This window comes from Ferrimonas senticii DSM 18821 (assembly GCF_000422665.1).
Taxonomy (GTDB): domain Bacteria; phylum Pseudomonadota; class Gammaproteobacteria; order Enterobacterales; family Shewanellaceae; genus Ferrimonas; species Ferrimonas senticii.
In genome coordinates this window covers 1-18,839 of record NZ_AUGM01000018.1, presented here as the reverse complement: position 1 = coordinate 18,839, position 18,839 = coordinate 1, and the positions used below count along the sequence as shown (strand labels likewise).

Sequence of the window (18,839 nt, the reverse complement as noted above, 5' to 3'; positions counted from 1 at the left end):
TTTAGCTAGTTAAATTAGTAAGTTAGCCTGATCAAAAAAAGGTTACCAAGCGGTATTGAAGCGCAGCCGCGAGCAATCCTAAGCAACTCAGTGATGGCTTTGCGTTGCCGTAAAAACAAAAATCCCCGCCAGCACTAGGTCTGGCGGGGATTTTGATTGCAAAGCAGCTTAGGCAACGGCGGTTGTTATTTGCGTCAAATAGGTCAATGCTGCCTGTTGGGCGCGGTCTCGCACCTGTACTTGTGCTGAACGAAGCGCCAGATAGAGGGAGGCGCTCGCTTTAATGGCTCGGCACAGATCAGCCGCTTGATAACCGGCAACGGTTTGTTGCAACTGCAAAGCATATTCCGGCAATAGCTGTTCCAGCTTACGCACCCCACTAGGCGGGTGGCCCGCTTGGGCCAACGCCAATGGCCCCAACACTTGCTGGCGTAGGAAGCTTAAAAAATCCAACGCTTCAAACAGCTCGCCACGGCCAACTTTACCAGCAGCGTAATGCAGCCATACCCAAAAACGATCTTCTAACCACTGCCCCTGCGGTTGCGGATAGCCGCCACAAGGCGTTGCCAGTGCATCGGCCAAGCGCGAGTCTCGTGCCCACAGCAGCTGCGGCTGATCAACCCGCTGGGCAGCATCGGCGACTGCCACAAATTTAAAGTCGATATGCAGCAAACCACCATCGTCGGCTTGGTACAGGCCAATCAACAGTCGTGGCTCGCCAACGTGTTCGCCAGTCAGACAGGTTAACAGTTGATGCTCGGCACTTAGCTTAGCGGCCCACTCGGCACGTTCTGCCATCATCTGGCCGTGCGCCGTCGGCTCCACGGCAATCACCATATCCAGATCACTGAACTGATCCAGGGTATTGGTGGCAAATGATCCCGCCAGCGCAACGCCAACGATGCGGTTATCTTCGGTTATGGTCGCCAGAGCGGCGTTCAGGAAGGCCCGATGCGAATTCGGTAAAGAGCTAGGGAAGCTGGCCATCATTTTATCTCAGTGAATGCAGTCGCGGTCGTCCGCCACTGTCTGCCGATAAAAATGCAGCATTACAGAATGCCGCCGTTGTTATTGAAGCACAAACAACGGCGACTAAGGTTGTGATTACGATCTTAAAAACTGGAGCCGGGTTCGGTTAAGAACTGCAGCTCAGCCGCGGTCGAAGTGCGGCCAAGAATGGCATTACGGTGAGGATAACGGCCAAAGCGTTCGATGATCGCCAGATGCCGCCGTTCAAAGTCGAGATTGTGTTCCAGTTCTGGCTGAGAAAACAACTGCAATGCTTGTTGATGGATCAGCAGCGATTCGCTATGCATGTACGGCATATACAGAAACGCCCGCTGCGCCGCCGGTAATTGCTGGTCAAACCCTTGGGCGACCGCCTGCTGAGCCAGTACCAATGCCATCGGATCGGCGCTGAACGCTTGAGCTTGGTCGCGGTAGAGATTACGCGAGAACTGATCCAGCACGATGATCTCCGCCAGGGCCCCGGCCGCACTTTGGCGCCAGCACCACAGCTCTGCCGCTAACGCTTGCTGATGCAGATCACCGAAGCGTTGTTGGATCTGTCGGTCAAACTCCAGATCTTTGCTAAACCACTGCTTCGGTGTTGCTTGTTCAAACCAAAATTGCAGCACATCCTTGTGTTCCATGGCTCCTCCTGAGCACTCAATTAACCGTTGTTAGTAATCAAACTTCTGCTTGGTGATGCGGTGTACGTAAACGGTGATCTCTTCACGGTCGTGGTACAGGTGCTTGGCTTTGATTTGCGCTCGCACCCCACCGGCACGCAGTGCTTCAGACAACTGATTCAAACACTCCGTCACCATTGGGTAACGCTGTTTCATCGGCAGCTTGAGGTTAAAGATCGCTTCATGACACCAGCCGTTAATAAACCAGCGCGCCATCAGGCTGGCAACTCGATCTGGCTTTTCCACCATGTCACACACCAACCAATGGTTATTGGTGTGAATTGGCTGGTGCTTAAAGCCATCAACCGCATAGTGCTTCACTTGGCCGCTTTCCATCAGGCTGTCGGCCATTTCGCCGTTATCAATCGATTCCACAAACATGCCGCGACGCACCAGTTGGTAAGTCCAACCGCCAGGACAGGCGCCCAAGTCGACCGCTTTCATGCCGGAGCGAGCGCGCTGCTGCTGTTCTTCTTCACTCAAAAACAGGTTAAAGGCTTCATCCAGCTTCAAGGTCGAACGACTTGGGGCATCGCTTGGGAATTTCAGACGCTCAATCCCCATGTAATGCGCAGAACCATTATCGGAGCGGCTGTAACCCAAGTAACCGTTGCCACTGTCGGTCAAAAACAGGTGGATACGCGCCATGTTATCGCGCTCGGTTTTAGTTAACAGGCCGTGGTTACGCAGCGCTTGACGCAACGGCACGGTGAACTTGCGGCAGAATGACAGCAACGAGCGGTACTCATCGCCCTCACCGCTTTCTACCCACAATTTACCGGCTTTTGGCAAAGTATCGGCGTGGGCCATAATGGCGCTGATGCGATCCGCTGGATCCATCCCTTTCAGTTCAGCGGTCACCACAAACCAACTGCGGGCGAAGATCAGATCGTTAAAGTGCAGGCTCGCCATCAAGGTGGCGCCATCTTCGCTGCCATAACCTTCAAACAAGATAAAGCCGGAGTTTTTGATCAGGCGCGAAAAACCAAAGATATTAAGCTCACCGGCCAACTCTTGGATCTCCGCTGCACACTCTTTCTCAAACCCCGGACGGCAGTGCAACAGCACCTTATTCATCGATTTTCTCCCAAGAAAACGCCGCTGCGGCCAGCAGGCCCCAGCCAATCATAAGAATTAGGCCACCAATAGGGGTGATCGGTCCCCAAATTTTGCTACCACCAAATACCAGCATATAGATGCTGCCGCTAAACCCCGCCATACCGACAATAAAGCAGGCGCCGGCCGCGACTAAGCGACGGCTGACATGTTGCCGCAGGGCAATGGCCACCGCCAGCAGCGCTAATACATGGAAAAACTGATATTCCACCGCGGTGGTGTAACTGTTCAACAGGTTGGCCGAGACCTTGCCCGGCAAACCGTGGGCGCCATACGCCCCAAGGGCAGTAGCAAGTAGCCCTAAAAGGGCGGCGATGATGCCATAAATTCGGCTCATGGAGTTATTCCTTTGTGCGATTAAATCAGGGAGTGGCTGGACTATTGGCCAGTCCCAGCTTGGAAGTGATCAGAGTGGCGGCAGTGGCGATATGCTGTTGTTGAGTTAAGCCACTGCTTTTGCGGGGAACAAAGCTGTGATCGCCATCCTCTAGCCAATGCAACTGCAGTGATTCAGGCAAATTCTGCTCGGGCCATTGCTCGGTTAACTGCGGCTGATTACCGAAACTGTCACGACAGCCTTGAATGATGGTGACCGGGACTTGCGCCTGCTGCAGCGGTTGCCAGCGCCATTGCTCTGGGGCGGTTTTACCAACCGGATGAAACGGATAGCCCAAGGCAAAAACGCCATCAATGCCGGTCTGATGCTCACTGCTAGCACAGACACAGGCCACCCGACCGCCCATCGATTTACCGGCTAAAAACAGCGGTAAATGCGGGTAGTTGGCTTTGGCAGCGGCAATCCAACGCATAAAGCAATCGGTGAGTTTCGGTAAGCGATCCGGCGGTCGCCGTTTGTCTAACGCCCGTGCTGCCACCATGTAATCAAACTCAAAGCGGATCACCAATACGGCTGGCGAGGCTAACGCCGCCGCCATCTCGGCCATAAAAGGATGGTCCATCCCTGCCCCTGCGCCATGGGCTAGTAACACCAACGCTTGGGCTTGTTCACCGCCATCCAATCGTGGCGTTGAGGGCCACTCAACCGGTTGGGATAAGATCACTGTGGGCCTCTTCAACAAAGGTTTGCAGCAGCCATTCACGAAACGCTTGGATCTTACCTAAGTCCTCTTGGCTCTCATGACAGACGATGTAGTACGCGCTTTTACTTTGCAGCACCCGATCAATAGGACACACCAACCGCCCGGCTTCCACCTCTGGCCGCGCCAATACTGAGGAACCGAGCGCCACCCCCTGACCATGGATCGCCGCCTGCAACACCAAACTGGAATGGCTAAAAATTGGCCCAGAGCTGACGTTCACCACTCCTTCGCCATGTTGCTTAGCCCACGCTTTCCAGTTATGGCGGCTCATGTCGTGCAGTAACGTATGTTTGGCCAGATCTTCAACGGTCCGCAGTGGCTTCGGTCCCTGCAGCAATCGTGGTGAGCACAGCGGCACAAAGCTTTCCGCCCGCAGCTTATCAGCCCGCAGTCCCGGCCAATTGCCGCGGCCAAAATAGATGGCGACATCGACATCCTCGGTCAGGGAATCTTCATCCTGATCAACCGCCTTGATCCGCACATCAATCTCTGGATGCAACTCGGTAAAACGCGCCAGCCGCGGTACCAATGACTGGATCGCAAACGATGGGCTCATACTGACCGTCAGCGCGCCGGTGGCGGTTCGCGCCAATAGCCGTTCAGTGGCATCCGCTAACTGGGTAAAGACGTCTTTGATCTCAAGGAAGTAGCTCTGACCCTCTTCGGTCAACAGCAGAGACCGATTGCGGCGGCGGAACAGCTTTAATCCCAGATGCTCTTCCAGCGCTTTGATCTGATGACTGACCGCCGCTTGAGTTACAAATAACTCCTCAGCGGCGCGGGTAAAACTTAAGTTTCGGGCTGCGGCTTCAAACGCTTTTAACGCATTCAGGGGCGGGATCCGTCGGGACATGATGTTCGCTAAATTAGTTTTTCTAATGCCATTGTACTGCGGCTAAGCGGCACGGCAACCCTTGTTAAGCTATCCAGATCACCAAGTTAGTCATTTTTCGCTGGTTGATGCAGTGGCGGCCCAAACAACACCCGCAACTTTGCCCGCCAATTGGGTGCAGCGATGGTCTGTTGCCATAGGTAGCGCCACTGATGAGACACCATCACCGTCCAGCGTTTGGGCTCCATAAACCCAACCACCCCAAAATCCACCGGCACTTTAGCCAACTCTGGCTGGAAGGTGCCAAACATCCGGTCCCAGATCATCAACACCCCTGCGAAGTTCTTATCGATGTACTGTGGGTTACGGCCATGATGCACCCGATGATGGGATGGCGTGTTAAACCAATAATCGAAAACCGGTATGCCTGCGGTCGAGCGGGTATGAACAAAAAACTGATAGCCAAGGTTTAGGCCGACGATAGCCAGCACCAGTTTTGGATCGTAGCCCAGCCACACCATCGGCGACCAAAACAGCCACATCCCAGCAATCGGATAGAACAAACTTTGTCGAAAGGCGGTGGAGAAGTTCATCAGCGGCGAGCTGTGATGCACCACATGCGCACACCACAGCCAATGGACTTTATGGGAAGCACGGTGAAACCAGTAGTACAGGAAATCTTGCAGGACAAAAGCCCACAACAGATTCAGCGGGGTGAGTTCGATATCCCATAGCCGATACTGATGCAGTAGATAAAACAGCGGTAAAATTGCCAGCAGCGATAGCATTTCCGCCAATTGGAAGGTACCCGCCAAAATCAGATTATTTAGGCTATCTCGGCCTTGATATCGCTGCGGATAGCGCCAGTACTCCCACAGCATAATTGCCAAATACAGCGGTGCCAGCGCTAGTTGCACGTATTCCATTGGAAACATCCCTCTCCCCTGTTTTTCAGCTAACGCGAGTTTAACGCGCGGTAACCGCCGACAACGGCATCGCCAAAAACCCAAAACGAACAAACTTACCACTAAAACTCTTGTTTTTAGGCTGCAATATCAACAACATCTAGCAAATCACAGATAACTGAAGGATCGCCACTGTGGCAAGTATGCTTACCGAACAAGTACAACTGGGTTTTGATATTGCAACCAGCGTTACCATCATCGGCGCGCTGATATCATGGAGTTTAGAAAGTCGCCGTCGCGCCAGCAAAGAGCGTCAACTGGGACTGAATGAGCGAGCTCGTGTCGCCTCATTAGAGAAAGTACAAACCATCCTAAGCGAATTCGAAAGTAGCTTTAGCGATATGGTGCAATCATGCTCGCAGTTTAGCGGGCCAATTCGGCGTCGCATCGGTAACGTCAATGGTGACAGTCCATTTGCTCGCCTGGAACATTATCTGCAAAGTCGCCCAGAGAAACTGGACGAACTGGTTGCGGCACTGGAACAGATCCGCGGCCACGTCGATGTCTATTACGAAGCGATCCAAAAGCGCCGCTATTCGTTGGTGCCGGTGCTCGATTCGCTGCCCGGTGGCGATGAGTTTCTGCAGGCATTACAGCAAGACATTCGCGAAATCGGTCGTGCCCACGACAGCATTAACTCGGGTTATGTGGCGCTGTTGAAAGAGTTCCACCAATTGGTGCAGTACAGCAATCAAGTACTGGAGGGCGCCGACGCCGATGCTGAAGTCAGCGATAAAATTGATCTGCTCCTGAAAGACCAAGAATTCCCCCGCAAAGCGTACGCCCTGCTAGCCGACGAAGACTACGATAAATGGGTTGATAGTTTTGTCCCCAGCGGCAGCGAACCGGAATTTCGTGAGCGGCGCAAGGACAACACCCTATTAGGGGAAAATAACCAACTGTTACTGCGCGTCTGCATCAATCTTGCCGGCGGCGTGATCCGCAACCAACACCGACTCTACGCCCAGATCCTGTGGCTTGCCTCCAAACAAGTCAGCGCGACTCAGGTCGAGTGCAAAGATATTCTGATTAAACTCAGTGCATTAACCCATAAGCTGATGGCCAATAATGAACAGACGCATTTGGATGGCATCATCAAACTGTACGAGTCAGATAAATACTTCGATCGCGATGGTTCGGTCCGTTAGCTACCCAGCCAGCAGATATAACAAAGCCCACAACGGCAGCAACCGCTGTGGGCTTCTGTTGTCAATTGACTAGCGAATTTCTAGGTCGGCTTGGTTCTTGATCAGATCATCCAGCGCTTTAATCTGCGCCAAGAATGGCTCTAACTTCGCCAGCGGGAACGCCGATGGACCATCGCACTTAGCGTTATCTGGATCCGGATGCGCTTCCATAAACAGGCCAGCCAAACCGGTAGCCAAACCCGCTTTCGCCAATTCCACAGTCTGGTGACGACGACCACCGGAAGCCGCACCCAGCGGATCACGGCACTGCAGTGAGTGAGTCACGTCAAAGATCACCGGCATGCCGCCAGAGCACTCTTTCATAGTGCGGAAGCCAAGCATATCAACAACCAAGTTGTCGTAGCCAAAGTTGGCACCGCGTTCACACAGAATGATCTCGGACTTACCGCACTCTTGGAACTTTTCGACGATGTTCTTCATCTGTCCTGGGCTTAGGAACTGCGGCTTCTTCACATTGATTACCGCATCGGTAGCTGCCATCGCCGCCACCAGATCGGTTTGACGGGCCAAAAACGCCGGTAGCTGGATCACATCAACCACTTCCGCCACGGGCGCAGCTTGCTCGATCTCATGGATGTCGGTGATCAGCGGCACGTTAAAGGTGCGCTTGATCTCTTCAAAGATTTTCAGGCCTTCTTCCATGCCTGGACCACGGTAAGAGTGGATCGAGCTGCGGTTGGCTTTATCAAAGGACGCCTTAAACACGTAAGGAATGCCCAGCTTGCTGGTAGCTTCCACATATTGTTCGGCAATCTGCATCGCCAAATCACGGGATTCCAGCACATTCATGCCGCCAAACAGCACGAACGGTTTGTCGTTAGCAACCTCAATGTTGCCAACCTTGATGGTGATTGCGGTCATCGCTTCCTCACTCAACCTTAACGACGCCATCGCTTACGCGGCGATGGCTTGCAAAATCTGGCCACAGAACCAAGCCATGTAGGTGCCAAGCACATAGCCTAGCACCGCCAGCAGCACCCCAACCGGCGCCAAGGCCGGATGAAATGCCGCGGCCACTACTGGCGCACTGGCGGCACCGCCGACGTTGGCTTGGCTGCCCACCGCCATATAAAACAGCGGCGCTTTAATCAGTTTGGCGGTAATCAACATTAAACTGGCGTGCACCAGCATCCAGATCCCACCCAATAAAAAGTACACCGGCGCTTCAACAATGGCGGTAATGTCCATGTGCATGCCAATGCTGGCCACCAACACATAGATCCCCACCGAGCCCAGCTTAGCGGCACCGACGGCCGCTAGATTACGGGCACGGGTCAAGGATAACAACACACCAATGGTGGTGGCGGTCACAATCAACCAGAAAAAGCCCGAATGCAGGCTGTAACGCTTCAGCTCAGGGAAGTTGGCTTGGAAATAGGGCGCCAGATAATCTGCGGCGATGTGCGACAGCGCCATCGCCCCAAAACCAACCGCCAGAATCAGCATGATTTGAGTCAGCGACGGGATCACTTCATTCTCTCGCTGCCACTGACTCATCTTCTGCCGCAGCGATTCCAGTGCACTGGCATCGGCACCGGTGCGCTCATCCCACTGCTTGGCTCTTGGCGCCAAAAATAGCAACACCGCCATCCACATATTGGCGACAATCACATCCACCGCAATCATCGAGGAGAAGATGGTGTTACCAACGCCATAAATCTCTTTCATCGCGGTTTGGTTGGCGCCGCCGCCAATCCACGAACCAGCGACGGTAGTCATACCTCGCCACACCGATTCCGGACCGTTGTTGTTAAGTAGTTCTGGGAACAGTGCCGAGGTCAGCAGCAGCGCAATCGGCGCACCGATAACAATGCCAGCGGTACCGACCAGGAACATCACAATCGCTTTGGGGCCTAATGACGCGATCGCTTTGAGATCGAGATTGAGGGTCAGCAGCACTAAGGCAGTCGGCAGTAGAAAGCGCGAGGCTACGTAGTAGAGGGTATTGTCACTGCCATCGATCACCCCAAAGGTGTTCAGCAATGACGGAATAAAGTAACAAAGCAGCAGCGCCGGTACATAGCGGTAAAAGCGCTGCCAAAATGGGTGGGAACTGTGGGCGGTATAGAACACCGCCCCCAGTACTAGCATCAGAAGGCCAAAGACCGTGGCTTGATTAGTAAATATCGCGTCAACAGGCAAACCTTCCTCCGCGCTAGGTGAATAGGATTGGCGTTTTGGTTACCGCCAGTTTCGCCATGTAGAACAGCCAGCCCAGCGCCCCGACAAAGGCAAAGGTACGGTACAGCTTGCCGCGACCGGCCTTAAAGATCAGCACACCCAGAATAATGTAGGCCACCAACGCCAGCAGTTTCTCTGCCAACCATGGGCTGTTGAATGGGGTAATGCCACTGATAAACATCAATGCCAGACCAGAAAGCAACAGCACCGTGTCGATCACGTGAGGACCAACCTTCAGCAGTTTGTGCTGCAGTATTGGCGAGTCTTTCATCACCAACACATAGCGCAGCGCCAACAAGGCGATGCTGATGCCGATAACGGTAAAATGGATATGGCGTAATGCTTCGTAAGGCATGATTATTTTCTTTCCTTGATTGAAAAAATGCGCCCAATGGACGCAACTTTTTATCGTTAACTAGGGCGTGTTGACGTTTGGTGTTCAGAATTTGGTCGAGGATAGCGGCTGTCAATCGAGGATTGCGATTGAAGGCATAGTGGCTCTACGTCGAAATCGTATAACGAAGAGTGACAGCAGCTAGTCCGACCCTACAAGGCGCCCCTAAGTGACCACGGAACAGCAAAACGAACCAACCAAGTTCAATTTGCTTTCAAAAGTAGCCAATAACGGGTGCAAAAATATACGGCAAAGGTCAACACGCCCTAAAACAGCCTACGGCTGCCAATGGCCTAATGTAAAGCGGTCACGACCGCCGTAGTCTTGGCCAAGAGTGACCTCAGTAAAGCCGACGTTACGGAAAATCGGCGGCACCGTAGCGCCCTGATCATAACCGTGTTCGACCATCAAAAAGCCACCTTGGTTCAGATGCTTAACCGACTCAGCAGCGATATGTTCAATATCAGCCAGGCCGTGATTTGGGGCGACCAGCGCCGACAGAGGTTCAAAGCGCACATCGCCCTGCCCTAAATGATGATCGTCACCATCAATGTAAGGGGGATTCGAGATGATCAGATCAAACTGCTTCGCCGCCAGTGGCGCGAACCAACTGCCGTGATGGACGGTCACATCCAACCCTAACGCTTGGGCGTTGCTGCGAGCCAGCGCCACGGCATCCGGGTTGAACTCAACCGCCTCGACCTGCCAGCCCGGCATTTCACTTTTTAGCGCCAGCGCAATCGCGCCGGTGCCAGTGCCTAAGTCCACCACTCGCGCGTTGGCTGGTAACGGCAGCGCCAGTGCGGCCTCCACCAACGATTCAGTATCTGGACGCGGGATCAGGGTACTGGCGTTAACCTTAAGCGGCAGACTCCAAAACTCGCGTTCGCCAATGATGTGCGCCACTGGTTCACCGGCTTCACGGCGGACGAGGTCAGGCTCAATCGCGGCCATTAACGCGTCATCCAACTGGTGTTCAGGCCAAGTGAAGATAAAGCTGCGCGGCTTCGCCAGATGCTTTAGCACGATAAGTTCGGCATCCAACTGGGCGCTGTCGCTATCCGATAATCTGGCCGCAGCCGCAGCCAGATAGGCATCTAAACGCACCCTTATTCGCCCGCCAGTGCCGCCAACTGATCCGCTTGGTGCTCCTGCAGAATCGGCTCCATCAGCGCTTTCAGATCGCCTTCCATCACTTCGTTCAGACGGTAGATGGTCAGGTTGATACGGTGATCGGATACGCGGCTTTGTGGGTAGTTGTAGGTACGAATGCGCTCGGAGCGATCGCCCGAGGTAACCAGACTACGGCGAGTGTCGGTTTCCGCCTGCTTACGACGCTCATCCTCAGCCGCTTGAATACGGGCACCCAGTACCGCCATCGCTTTGGCGCGGTTCTTGTGCTGGGAACGTTCGTCCTGACACTCCACCACGATGCCAGTTGGCAAGTGAGTAATACGGATTGCCGAGTCGGTGGTGTTAACGTGCTGACCACCGGCACCGGACGCACGGAAGGTATCCACTTTCAGATCCGCAGGATTGATCTCAATCGCTTCAGCGGCTTCCACCTCTGGCATTACCACCACTGAACACGCGGAAGTGTGAATACGACCTTGGGTTTCGGTGGCCGGCACTCGCTGCACCCGGTGACCACCGGATTCAAACTTCATTTCGCCGTAAACGCCGTCACCAGAGAACTTAGCGATCACCTCTTTGTAGCCGCCGTGTTCGCCTTGGTTGGAGGACATTAGCTCGACTTTCCAGCCTTTGGTGTCGGCGTACTTGCTGTACATCCGCAGCAAGTCACCGGCAAAGATCGCCGCTTCATCACCGCCAGCGCCGGCGCGAATTTCGACGTAGGCGTCGTTGTCGTCTTTCGGATCTTTTGGCAGCAGCAGAATTTGCAGCTCACCTTCCAGACGCTCAGAGTCGAGCTTAGCTTGCTCTAACTCCTCTTGTGCCATCTCGGCCATCTCTGGATCGGCCATCATCTCCTTGGCGGTTTCAATGTCTTCTTGAGCCGTTTGGTAGGCTTGGAATGCCTGTACCACTTCTTCCAGCTGCGAGTATTCTTTGGTCAATGCACGGAAACGGGTTTGATCAGAGATAACATCTGGCTCGCCCAGCAACGCCTGAACCTCTTCATAGCGTTCAACGAGGCCTTCTAATTTGGCATATACGGTAGGTTTCATAGCGACCTTCAGATAAAAAGCAACGGCCCCAATGGGGCCGTTCGAATAACAAATTTGGCGGGCAAATCTGCGCCGGTGGTTGCCGTGCGGATTTTACGAACTGAGGTTAATTGTCGTTGATACCCAGTGCCTGACGCAAGATCTCTAGCGATTGCAAGTCTCCCGCGCGGGCGGCTTTCGACAACGCTTGGGTTGGCGAGTGGATCAATTTGTTGGTCAACTTATTCGCCAACTCCAGCATCACCGCCTCTGGCGAAGCGCCTTGCGCCAACTTATTGGTGGCCGCGGCGACGGCCTCAGCTTTAAGTTCTTCGCTTTGGCTACGGAACTGGCGAATGGTGTCAACCGAGTCCAAACCGCGCAGCCAATGGGTAAATTCCGCCGCTTGCGCCGCCGCAATGGTTTCCGCTTGCTGCGCCGCTTCTAAGCGGTTGGCCATGTTCTGCTGAACGATGCCTTGGAGGTCATCAACGGTATAAAGGTAGGCGTTATCAAGCTCGCCTACTTCCGCCTCGATATCGCGCGGCACCGCGATATCCACCAGTAGCATCGCCTGCTGACGACGCTTTTTCAGCGCGGTCGCGACCATCCCTTTACCCAGAATTGGCAATGGCGACGCGGTGGAGGAGATAACAATGTCCGCTTCTGGTAATACATCTGGGATCTGCGCCAAGGTGATCACCTGAGCCCCAAATTCCGCCGCCATACCCTCCGCTCGAGCCACGGTACGGTTGGCAACAACCAGATCAGTGGCACCTTGCTCGCGCAAGTGCCGCGCCACCAGTTCGATGGTTTCACCAGCCCCAACCAACAACACTTTGGCTTTAGAGAGATCTTCAAAGATATGACGGGCAAGGTTTACGGCCGCAAACGCCACCGACACCGCCGAAGCACCAATTTCGGTATCGGTACGGATCTGCTTCGCCACCTTAAAGGTGTGCTGGAACAACCGGTCGATGGTGTGAGCAATGGTGCCCTTTTCTTTGGCGTTGGCGTAAGACTGTTTGATTTGACCTAAAATCTGCGGCTCGCCAAGTACCAGCGAATCGAGACCGGCAGAGACTCGCAGCAGATGCTGCACCGCTTTTTCGCCTTGGTGCAGATAGATGCAGTCACGCAGTTCTTGCTCATCCAGATTATGAAATTGGCTTAGCCAGCGAATGGCGTTATCCGCCTCAACATTGTTGGTGTACAGCTCGGTACGGTTACAGGTCGAGACGATCACCGCTTCGCGGGTTTTACTGGCAGCAGCGAGGCTGGTCAGCGCTTCTTCAAGGATGTCTGGTCCGAATGCCACTTTTTCGCGCAGGGCTACGCTGGCAGTCTTGTGATTGATCCCAATTGCAACTAACGTCATGGCTTTGAAACTTGGTTTGCCCCGTTCTAGTTCTGTTGTAGGCGCCGGCAATTCTATGCCGTTTTCTTACACCCGCGAAATGAGTATCGGCCTTTTACCCGAAGTTAAACGAATCATTGCGGGCTTGTGCACAAAGTTGGATAAAAATGTTCACCCAACCACTCAAACTGCTCATCTCTGTTTTTACTGCTGTTGTGTTAACTGCTTGTAGCAGCTATCGCGCGGTTGATGACCATAGCAAAACCGTGACACACCCCGATTGGACGGTAAGCGGTAAGTTAGCCTTTATCAGCCCAGAGGAGCGAGTATCGGCCAATCTGTACTGGCAACATCATGCCAGCAATGGCAAAGATGAACTGCGCTTAACCGGCCCTTTAGGGGTTAACGTGTTGAGTCTAAGCAGTTTTCCAGGATTTGCTACAGTCACCATCGACGGTAAAAGCTACCAGAGTGATGACGCCGATAGCCTAATTGTTCGGTTAACCGGTTGGCCACTGCCTTTGTCACAATTAGGACAATACCTTCTGGGTGATACCCAGCTAACCGAACAAGTTTCCAGCGCTAATCACAATCAACGCCAACAAATTGAACTCACCAATCCCAACACTGGTGAAACATCTCAGCTTATCTACCATGGTTGGCAGCAACTTTCCGGTTACAAAGTGCCGCGTCAGTTGGAGTTGCGCCAAGGGGATCAGCGGATAAAATTAGCGATCAAAGAGTGGCAACCAGAATTGCCAACCAATCCATAATCTTCAACAACTGCGATCCCGCCTTGATGCAATCTGTAACCTCTACTTGGTGGCCAGCACCGGCCAAGCTCAACCTGTGTCTGCACATTAACGGTCGCCGCGCCGATGGCTACCATGAACTGCAAACTCTATTTCAGTTCATCGACTGGTGCGACTACCTGCGCTTTACCCCGCGCAGTGACGATCTGATCACTTTGACTCCCGCTATCGACGGCGTTGCCAACGACGACAACCTGATCGTCCGCGCCGCCCAACTGCTGCGCCAATACAGCGGTTATCAAGGTGGGGTCGATATCGAACTGGATAAGCAACTGCCAATGGGCGGCGGTATAGGCGGCGGCTCATCCGATGCCGCCACCACCCTGGTGGTGCTCAATCACCTGTGGCAGACCCAAGTCAGTGTGGATGAGTTAGCCGCGATGGGATTGACCTTAGGCGCCGATGTGCCGGTATTTGTTCGCGGCTTCGCGGCGATGGCCGATGGCGTTGGTGAACAGCTTCGCTCGGTCGAGGTAAACGAGCCTTATTACCTGGTGGTAGTGCCCAATGTGTCGGTTTCAACTCAGGCAGTATTCTCACACCCAAATTTAACTCGCAATAGCGTCAAAATCCCGAGTCTTGAGCTGCATCCAGAGCTTTGGCAAAACGACTGCCAAAAGGTCGTATGTCAACAGCATCCGCAAGTTGCAAAGGCGCTTTCGTGGTTGCTAGAATACGCGCCGTCAAAAATGACCGGCACCGGATGCTGCGTCTTTGGGGAATTTTCTTCAAAAGCGGACGCTCTGGCGGCCTTGGATCATTTGCCACAAGGGTGGACGGCAAAGGTAACTAAAGGTTGCAACCGCTCTCCCCTGTTAGCGCTGCTATGCTAACGCTAACAAAAACCACTTGTTGGGCTATCGCCAAGCGGTAAGGCAGCGGGTTTTGATCCCGCCATTCCCAGGTTCGAATCCTGGTAGCCCAGCCACCTCTTGGCCCTACTGTCTCTGGTAGAACATCGCTGTCGTAAATACCGTGGCGGGTTGGGGTTGAGAGTACATCTTAAAAAGCTGGATTTTCCAGCCAATAGGCGTCAGTAACCGCACTACTGACGCCAAAGACAACCAGCCAGAAGGTTCTTCCTGTGCCCGACATTAAGCTATTTGCCGGTAACGCCACCCCGGAGCTTGCTAAAAAAATCGCCGCTCGTCTGTACTGCTCATTGGGCGACGCTGAAGTAGGCCGTTTCTCTGACGGTGAAATCAGCGTACAGATCAACGAAAACGTACGTGGTAGTGACTGTTTCATCATTCAGTCCACTTGCGCTCCAACCAACGACAACTTGATGGAGTTGATCGTGATGGTTGACGCTCTGCGTCGCGCCTCTGCTGGCCGCATCACTGCGGTAATTCCGTACTTCGGTTACGCTCGTCAAGACCGCCGCGTGCGTTCTGCTCGTGTGCCAATCACCGCCAAAGTTGTTGCTGACTTCCTGTCCAGCGTTGGCGTTGACCGCGTACTGACCTGCGATCTGCACGCTGAGCAGATCCAAGGCTTCTTCGACGTACCAGTAGACAACGTATTCGGTTCTCCAGTTCTGCTGGAAGACATGCGCGCTAAGGCACTGGAAAACCCAGTGGTTGTATCTCCAGACATCGGCGGCGTAGTACGTGCTCGTGCTATCGCTAAGCTGCTGGACGATTCCGATCTGGCGATCATCGACAAACGTCGTCCACGCGCCAACGTATCCCAAGTTATGCACATCATCGGTGACGTTGCTGATCGCGACTGCATCATCGTTGATGACATGATCGACACCGGCGGCACCCTATGTAAAGCCGCTGAAGCGCTGAAAGAGCGCGGTGCTCGCCGTGTATTTGCTTACGCTACCCACGCGGTATTCTCTGGCGACGCGCCAAAGAACATCGCCGATTCAGTGATTGACGAAGTGATCGTTACCGACACCATTCCACTGAAAGAGGAAATGATTGCAACTGGCCGTGTTACCCAGCTAACCATGTCTGGCGTACTGTCCGAAGCGATCCGCCGCGTGAGCAACGAAGAGTCCATCTCTGCGATGTTCGAACACTAAGAAAAAGTCGCCCTAAGCACTGATTCTTAACAACGCCCCGTCACTTGCTTAAGTGACGGGGCGTTGTCGTTTCTAGGGCCGAATTGATGGTCTATGTTTTTCTCACCTCAAGGGTTTGAGGCAGTTGCGCGAAAAATGGTAAAGTAGCGCGCCTTTGGATAAACCAAGGTCCGTTGTTGGTTGTCGGTAACTCATCGCTTTCTTTGGTCGCGAAGAAAGCAGCGCTTTAGATGGAGCTATCGCAACAGTGGCCATTAAGACACCACAATAGGAGAGTAAGCAAAGATGTCTGATTTTATCTTTGACGCCAAAGTTCGAGAAGAACATGGGACCGGAGCGAGCCGCCGTCTGCGTCGTAACAAACTGATCCCTGGTATTGTTTACGGTGGAGATAAAGCACCAGTGTCGCTGACCCTAGATCACGACAAGGTCAATCTGGCACAGGAAAAAGAGGCGTTTTACAGCCAAGTGCTGACCCTAAACGTCGATGGCAAACCAGAGCAAGTGATTGTAAAAGCACTGCAACGCCATCCGTACAAGCCGAAATTGCTGCACGTTGATTTCCAACGCATCAAAGCCGGTGCTGAACTGACCACCATCGTTCCCCTGCACTTCTTGAATGAAGAAGAGAGTGTCGGCGCTCGCGCTGGCGGTACCATCGTTCACCTACTTAATGAAGTAGAAGTGAAATGTACCCCAGAGAACATGCCAGAGTTTATCGAAGTTGACATGCTCAACATCGACAATGGCCATGCCGTACACTTAAGTGATCTGCCTCTGCCTGCCGGTGTTGAACTGGTTGAGCTAAATAAAGGCGACGATCACGATCTGACCGTGGCACAAGTCCAACCGCCGAAAGGTGGCAGCGATGCGGATGACGCTGAGGACGCAACTGACGATTCCACCGCCGAGTCTGGCGATACCGAGTAAAGAGTAACGGTGAGCAGTAACATCCGTTTAATTGTGGGCCTGGCAAATCCAGGCCCTGAATATGTTCGTACCCGCCACAACGCGGGCGAATGGCTGGTCAATGAACTGGCCCGCATGCACAACGTCAGCTTAAAAGCCGAAAGCAAATTTTTTGGTTTGACCGCCCGCATTCAAGCCGGCGGCCAAGACTTGCGCTTGCTGATCCCAACCACCTTTATGAATCTCTCTGGTAAATCCGTTGCGGCGCTGGCTAACTTTTATAGCATCGCCCCAGAAGAGATCTTGGTGGCCCACGATGAACTCGACCTGCCTCCAGGCATCGCCCGCATCAAAAAAGGCGGCGGCCATGGTGGTCACAACGGTCTGAAAGACATCATCGCCAAGATGGGCAACAACAAAGAATTTTATCGTCTGCGGATCGGCATTGGCCATCCGGGCGATCGTAATCGCGTTGCCGGTTACGTATTGGGCAAAGCCCAAGCTAATGAACAACAGGCCATGGATGAGGCCGTGGACGAAGCCAGCCGCTGCATCGACATTTTGCTGCGCGACGGCATCGCCAAGGCACAGAGCCGCCTACACACTTTCGCGGCCCAATCGGCCTAACCAATCTAGCTATAGGGTTTTACACCATGGGTTTTAAATGTGGCATCGTTGGCCTGCCTAACGTAGGCAAGTCCACCCTGTTCAACGCACTGACCAAAGCCGGCATCGAAGCCGCTAACTTCCCATTCTGCACCATCGAGCCAAACACTGGCGTGGTGCCGGTGCCAGACCCTCGTCTGGACGCGCTGGCAAAAATCGTTAATCCACAACGCGTATTGCCTACCACCATGGAGTTCGTGGACATCGCCGGTTTGGTAAAAGGTGCCTCTACTGGTGAAGGTCTGGGCAATAAGTTCTTGGCTAACATCCGTGAAACCGACGCCATCGGCCACGTAGTACGCTGCTTCGAAAACGACAATATCGTTCACGTAGCCGGCGGCGTTAACCCAGCCGACGACATCGAAGTGATCAACACCGAGTTGGCACTGGCAGATATGGATGCCGTAGAGCGTGCTCTGCAGCGTCTGGCTAAGCGTGCCAAAGGCGGCGACAAAGACGCCAAAGCTGAAATCGTGGTACTGGAAAAGATCCTGCCAGTTCTGGAAAACGGCGGCATGGCCCGTTCTGTTGAACTGACTGAAGATGAAAAAGCCCTGATCCAATACATGGGTCTGCTGACTCTGAAGCCAACCATGTACATCGCTAACGTTAACGATGACGGTTTCGAGAACAACCCATACCTGGACAAGGTGCGTGAGATTGCTGCCGCTGAAAACGCCGTAGTAGTCGCAGTATGTGCCGAGATCGAATCTGAGATCGCTGAGCTGGACGACGAAGAGCGTGCCGAGTTCATGGCCGATCTGGGTATTGAAGAGCCGGGCCTGAACCGCGTGATCCGTTCTGGTTATGAACTGCTGAACCTGCAAACCTACTTTACCGCGGGTGTAAAAGAGGTTCGCGCTTGGACTATCCCTGTTGGTGCCACTGGCCCACAAGCCGCTGGCAAGATCCACACCGACTTTGAACGCGGCTACATCCGTGCGGAAGTAGTAGGTTACGACGACTACATTCAGTACAACGGTGAGAACGGCGCTAAAGAAGCCGGTAAGAAACGTTCCGAAGGTAAAGGTTACGTGGTTGCCGACGGCGACGTAATCCACTTCCTGTTTAACGTTTAATCAATACGTTATTACTAAGCCCAGCAAATTGCTGGGCTTTTTCATTTATCACGCCATCAGCACCAGAGAAATTGATATTTCCTCACAGCTTGGGCTTAACCGGATGCCGCCACAATAGCCAGTTTGAGATCGTTTTTTGATAGACTTGTCTAATTTCCCAACGAACGATTCAGGCCGACGTTTTTTTACGGGCAAAGCGGTTGACGGTCATAGGGCAACTCAGCATAATACGCCGCGTTCCCAACGAGGAAACAAGAAAACACGGCTATGTAGCTCAGTTGGTTAGAGCACAGCACTCATAATGCTGGGGTCGCAGGTTCAAGTCCCGC

At 53.5% G+C, this 18,839-nt stretch carries 20 protein-coding genes and 1 tRNA gene; 8 read left to right on the top strand and 13 right to left on the bottom strand.

The features are described 5' to 3' along the window. Positions 1–168: 168 nt before the first annotated feature. The 7 genes from G506_RS0110470 to G506_RS0110440 form a co-directional block, all read right to left on the bottom strand. Positions 169–990: a nucleotidyltransferase domain-containing protein gene (locus G506_RS0110470; protein WP_028116821.1), complete on the bottom strand. Its 822-nt coding sequence runs from the start codon at positions 988–990 to the stop codon at positions 169–171. A gap of 122 nt (positions 991–1,112) precedes the next feature. Beyond that, positions 1,113–1,652, bottom strand: coding sequence for a DUF924 family protein (locus G506_RS0110465; protein WP_028116820.1), 540 nt, complete (start codon positions 1,650–1,652; stop codon positions 1,113–1,115). A 30-nt stretch (positions 1,653–1,682) separates the two neighbouring features. Next, on the bottom strand, positions 1,683–2,768 hold the full coding sequence (gene rlmM / locus G506_RS0110460; RefSeq protein WP_028116819.1) for a 23S rRNA (cytidine(2498)-2'-O)-methyltransferase RlmM: 1,086 nt from the start codon (positions 2,766–2,768) through the stop codon (positions 1,683–1,685). Next, a complete protein-coding gene (locus G506_RS0110455) occupies positions 2,761–3,144 on the bottom strand; it encodes a DUF423 domain-containing protein (protein WP_028116818.1) in 384 nt (127 codons plus the stop codon). Before G506_RS0110455 ends, rlmM begins: the two co-directional genes overlap by 8 nt. A 25-nt stretch (positions 3,145–3,169) precedes the next feature. Then, a complete protein-coding gene (locus G506_RS0110450) occupies positions 3,170–3,868 on the bottom strand; it encodes an alpha/beta family hydrolase (RefSeq protein WP_205619500.1) in 699 nt (232 codons plus the stop codon). Further along, complete coding sequence (locus G506_RS0110445; protein ID WP_028116816.1) at positions 3,846–4,760, bottom strand: transcriptional regulator GcvA; 915 nt, start codon at positions 4,758–4,760, stop codon at positions 3,846–3,848. The genes G506_RS0110450 and G506_RS0110445 overlap by 23 nt, the downstream gene beginning before the upstream one ends. Before the next feature lie 86 nt (positions 4,761–4,846). After that, positions 4,847–5,665, bottom strand: coding sequence for a sterol desaturase family protein (locus G506_RS0110440; RefSeq protein WP_156904872.1), 819 nt, complete (start codon positions 5,663–5,665; stop codon positions 4,847–4,849). A 173-nt stretch (positions 5,666–5,838) separates the two neighbouring features. Here G506_RS0110440 and G506_RS0110430 point away from each other — a divergent pair, with 173 nt between their 5' ends. After that, positions 5,839–6,852, top strand: a complete 1,014-nt coding sequence (locus tag G506_RS0110430) for a hypothetical protein (RefSeq protein WP_156904871.1) — start codon at positions 5,839–5,841, stop codon at positions 6,850–6,852. 69 nt (positions 6,853–6,921) lie between these two features. Here G506_RS0110430 and kdsA read toward each other — a convergent pair whose 3' ends face one another. The 6 genes from kdsA to hemA form a co-directional block, all read right to left on the bottom strand. Further along, positions 6,922–7,773 carry a 3-deoxy-8-phosphooctulonate synthase gene (gene kdsA / locus G506_RS0110425; protein WP_028116813.1) on the bottom strand — a complete coding sequence of 284 codons (852 nt, stop codon included), beginning with the start codon at positions 7,771–7,773 and terminating at the stop codon, positions 6,922–6,924. Between the two features lie 33 nt (positions 7,774–7,806). Next, positions 7,807–9,054, bottom strand: a complete 1,248-nt coding sequence (locus G506_RS0110420) for a DUF819 family protein (protein WP_028116812.1) — start codon at positions 9,052–9,054, stop codon at positions 7,807–7,809. 13 nt (positions 9,055–9,067) lie between these two features. Then, positions 9,068–9,448 carry a SirB2 family protein gene (locus tag G506_RS0110415; protein WP_028116811.1) on the bottom strand — a complete coding sequence of 127 codons (381 nt, stop codon included), beginning with the start codon at positions 9,446–9,448 and terminating at the stop codon, positions 9,068–9,070. Positions 9,449–9,763: 315 nt separating this feature from the next. Next, entirely contained in the window at positions 9,764–10,600 is an 837-nt protein-coding gene (prmC, locus tag G506_RS0110410) for a peptide chain release factor N(5)-glutamine methyltransferase (RefSeq protein WP_420806084.1), read from the bottom strand. After that, a complete protein-coding gene (gene prfA, locus G506_RS0110405; RefSeq protein WP_028116809.1) occupies positions 10,597–11,676 on the bottom strand; it encodes a peptide chain release factor 1 in 1,080 nt (359 codons plus the stop codon). The genes prmC and prfA overlap by 4 nt, the downstream gene beginning before the upstream one ends. Before the next feature lie 106 nt (positions 11,677–11,782). Next, complete coding sequence (gene hemA, locus G506_RS0110400) at positions 11,783–13,033, bottom strand: glutamyl-tRNA reductase (protein ID WP_028116808.1); 1,251 nt, start codon at positions 13,031–13,033, stop codon at positions 11,783–11,785. 146 nt (positions 13,034–13,179) lie between these two features. On the opposite strand from hemA, the gene lolB reads away from it, so the two are divergent. The 7 genes from lolB to ychF all read left to right on the top strand — a co-directional run bounded on the left by lolB (position 13,180) and on the right by ychF (position 18,510). After that, positions 13,180–13,785: a lipoprotein insertase outer membrane protein LolB gene (gene lolB / locus G506_RS0110395; RefSeq protein ID WP_028116807.1), complete on the top strand. Its 606-nt coding sequence runs from the start codon at positions 13,180–13,182 to the stop codon at positions 13,783–13,785. 26 nt (positions 13,786–13,811) lie between these two features. Continuing rightward, a complete protein-coding gene (ispE, locus tag G506_RS0110390) occupies positions 13,812–14,657 on the top strand; it encodes a 4-(cytidine 5'-diphospho)-2-C-methyl-D-erythritol kinase (protein WP_028116806.1) in 846 nt (281 codons plus the stop codon). A 20-nt stretch (positions 14,658–14,677) separates the two neighbouring features. Next, a tRNA-Gln gene (locus tag G506_RS0110385) sits at positions 14,678–14,752 on the top strand. A 156-nt stretch (positions 14,753–14,908) separates the two neighbouring features. Continuing rightward, on the top strand, positions 14,909–15,856 hold the full coding sequence (locus G506_RS0110380) for a ribose-phosphate pyrophosphokinase (RefSeq protein WP_028116805.1): 948 nt from the start codon (positions 14,909–14,911) through the stop codon (positions 15,854–15,856). Between the two features lie 285 nt (positions 15,857–16,141). Continuing rightward, entirely contained in the window at positions 16,142–16,786 is a 645-nt protein-coding gene (locus G506_RS0110375; protein ID WP_028116804.1) for a 50S ribosomal protein L25/general stress protein Ctc, read from the top strand. A 9-nt stretch (positions 16,787–16,795) separates the two neighbouring features. Then, a complete protein-coding gene (gene pth / locus G506_RS0110370) occupies positions 16,796–17,392 on the top strand; it encodes an aminoacyl-tRNA hydrolase (RefSeq protein WP_028116803.1) in 597 nt (198 codons plus the stop codon). Positions 17,393–17,418: 26 nt separating this feature from the next. Continuing rightward, positions 17,419–18,510 (top strand): redox-regulated ATPase YchF, encoded by a 1,092-nt coding sequence (gene ychF, locus G506_RS0110365; RefSeq protein WP_028116802.1) that lies wholly within the window; start codon positions 17,419–17,421, stop codon positions 18,508–18,510. The last annotated feature ends 329 nt before the right edge of the window (positions 18,511–18,839 follow it).

Bases quoted from the DNA above. Each gene is read 5' to 3' on its own strand.
- lolB (WP_028116807.1), top strand. From the start codon at position 13,180: ATGTTCACCCAACCACTCAAACTGCTCATCTCTGTTTTTACTGCTGTT.
- rlmM (WP_028116819.1), bottom strand. From the start codon at position 2,768: ATGAATAAGGTGCTGTTGCACTGCCGTCCGGGGTTTGAGAAAGAGTGT.
- G506_RS0110415 (WP_028116811.1), bottom strand. From the start codon at position 9,448: ATGCCTTACGAAGCATTACGCCATATCCATTTTACCGTTATCGGCATC.
- kdsA (WP_028116813.1), bottom strand. From the start codon at position 7,773: ATGACCGCAATCACCATCAAGGTTGGCAACATTGAGGTTGCTAACGAC.
- G506_RS0110465 (WP_028116820.1), bottom strand. From the start codon at position 1,652: ATGGAACACAAGGATGTGCTGCAATTTTGGTTTGAACAAGCAACACCG.
- G506_RS0110375 (WP_028116804.1), top strand. From the start codon at position 16,142: ATGTCTGATTTTATCTTTGACGCCAAAGTTCGAGAAGAACATGGGACC.
- G506_RS0110455 (WP_028116818.1), bottom strand. From the start codon at position 3,144: ATGAGCCGAATTTATGGCATCATCGCCGCCCTTTTAGGGCTACTTGCT.
- ychF (WP_028116802.1), top strand. From the start codon at position 17,419: ATGGGTTTTAAATGTGGCATCGTTGGCCTGCCTAACGTAGGCAAGTCC.
- prfA (WP_028116809.1), bottom strand. From the start codon at position 11,676: ATGAAACCTACCGTATATGCCAAATTAGAAGGCCTCGTTGAACGCTAT.
- G506_RS0110445 (WP_028116816.1), bottom strand. From the start codon at position 4,760: ATGTCCCGACGGATCCCGCCCCTGAATGCGTTAAAAGCGTTTGAAGCC.
- G506_RS0110440 (WP_156904872.1), bottom strand. From the start codon at position 5,665: ATGGAATACGTGCAACTAGCGCTGGCACCGCTGTATTTGGCAATTATG.
- ispE (WP_028116806.1), top strand. From the start codon at position 13,812: ATGCAATCTGTAACCTCTACTTGGTGGCCAGCACCGGCCAAGCTCAAC.
- G506_RS0110470 (WP_028116821.1), bottom strand. From the start codon at position 990: ATGATGGCCAGCTTCCCTAGCTCTTTACCGAATTCGCATCGGGCCTTC.
- hemA (WP_028116808.1), bottom strand. From the start codon at position 13,033: ATGACGTTAGTTGCAATTGGGATCAATCACAAGACTGCCAGCGTAGCC.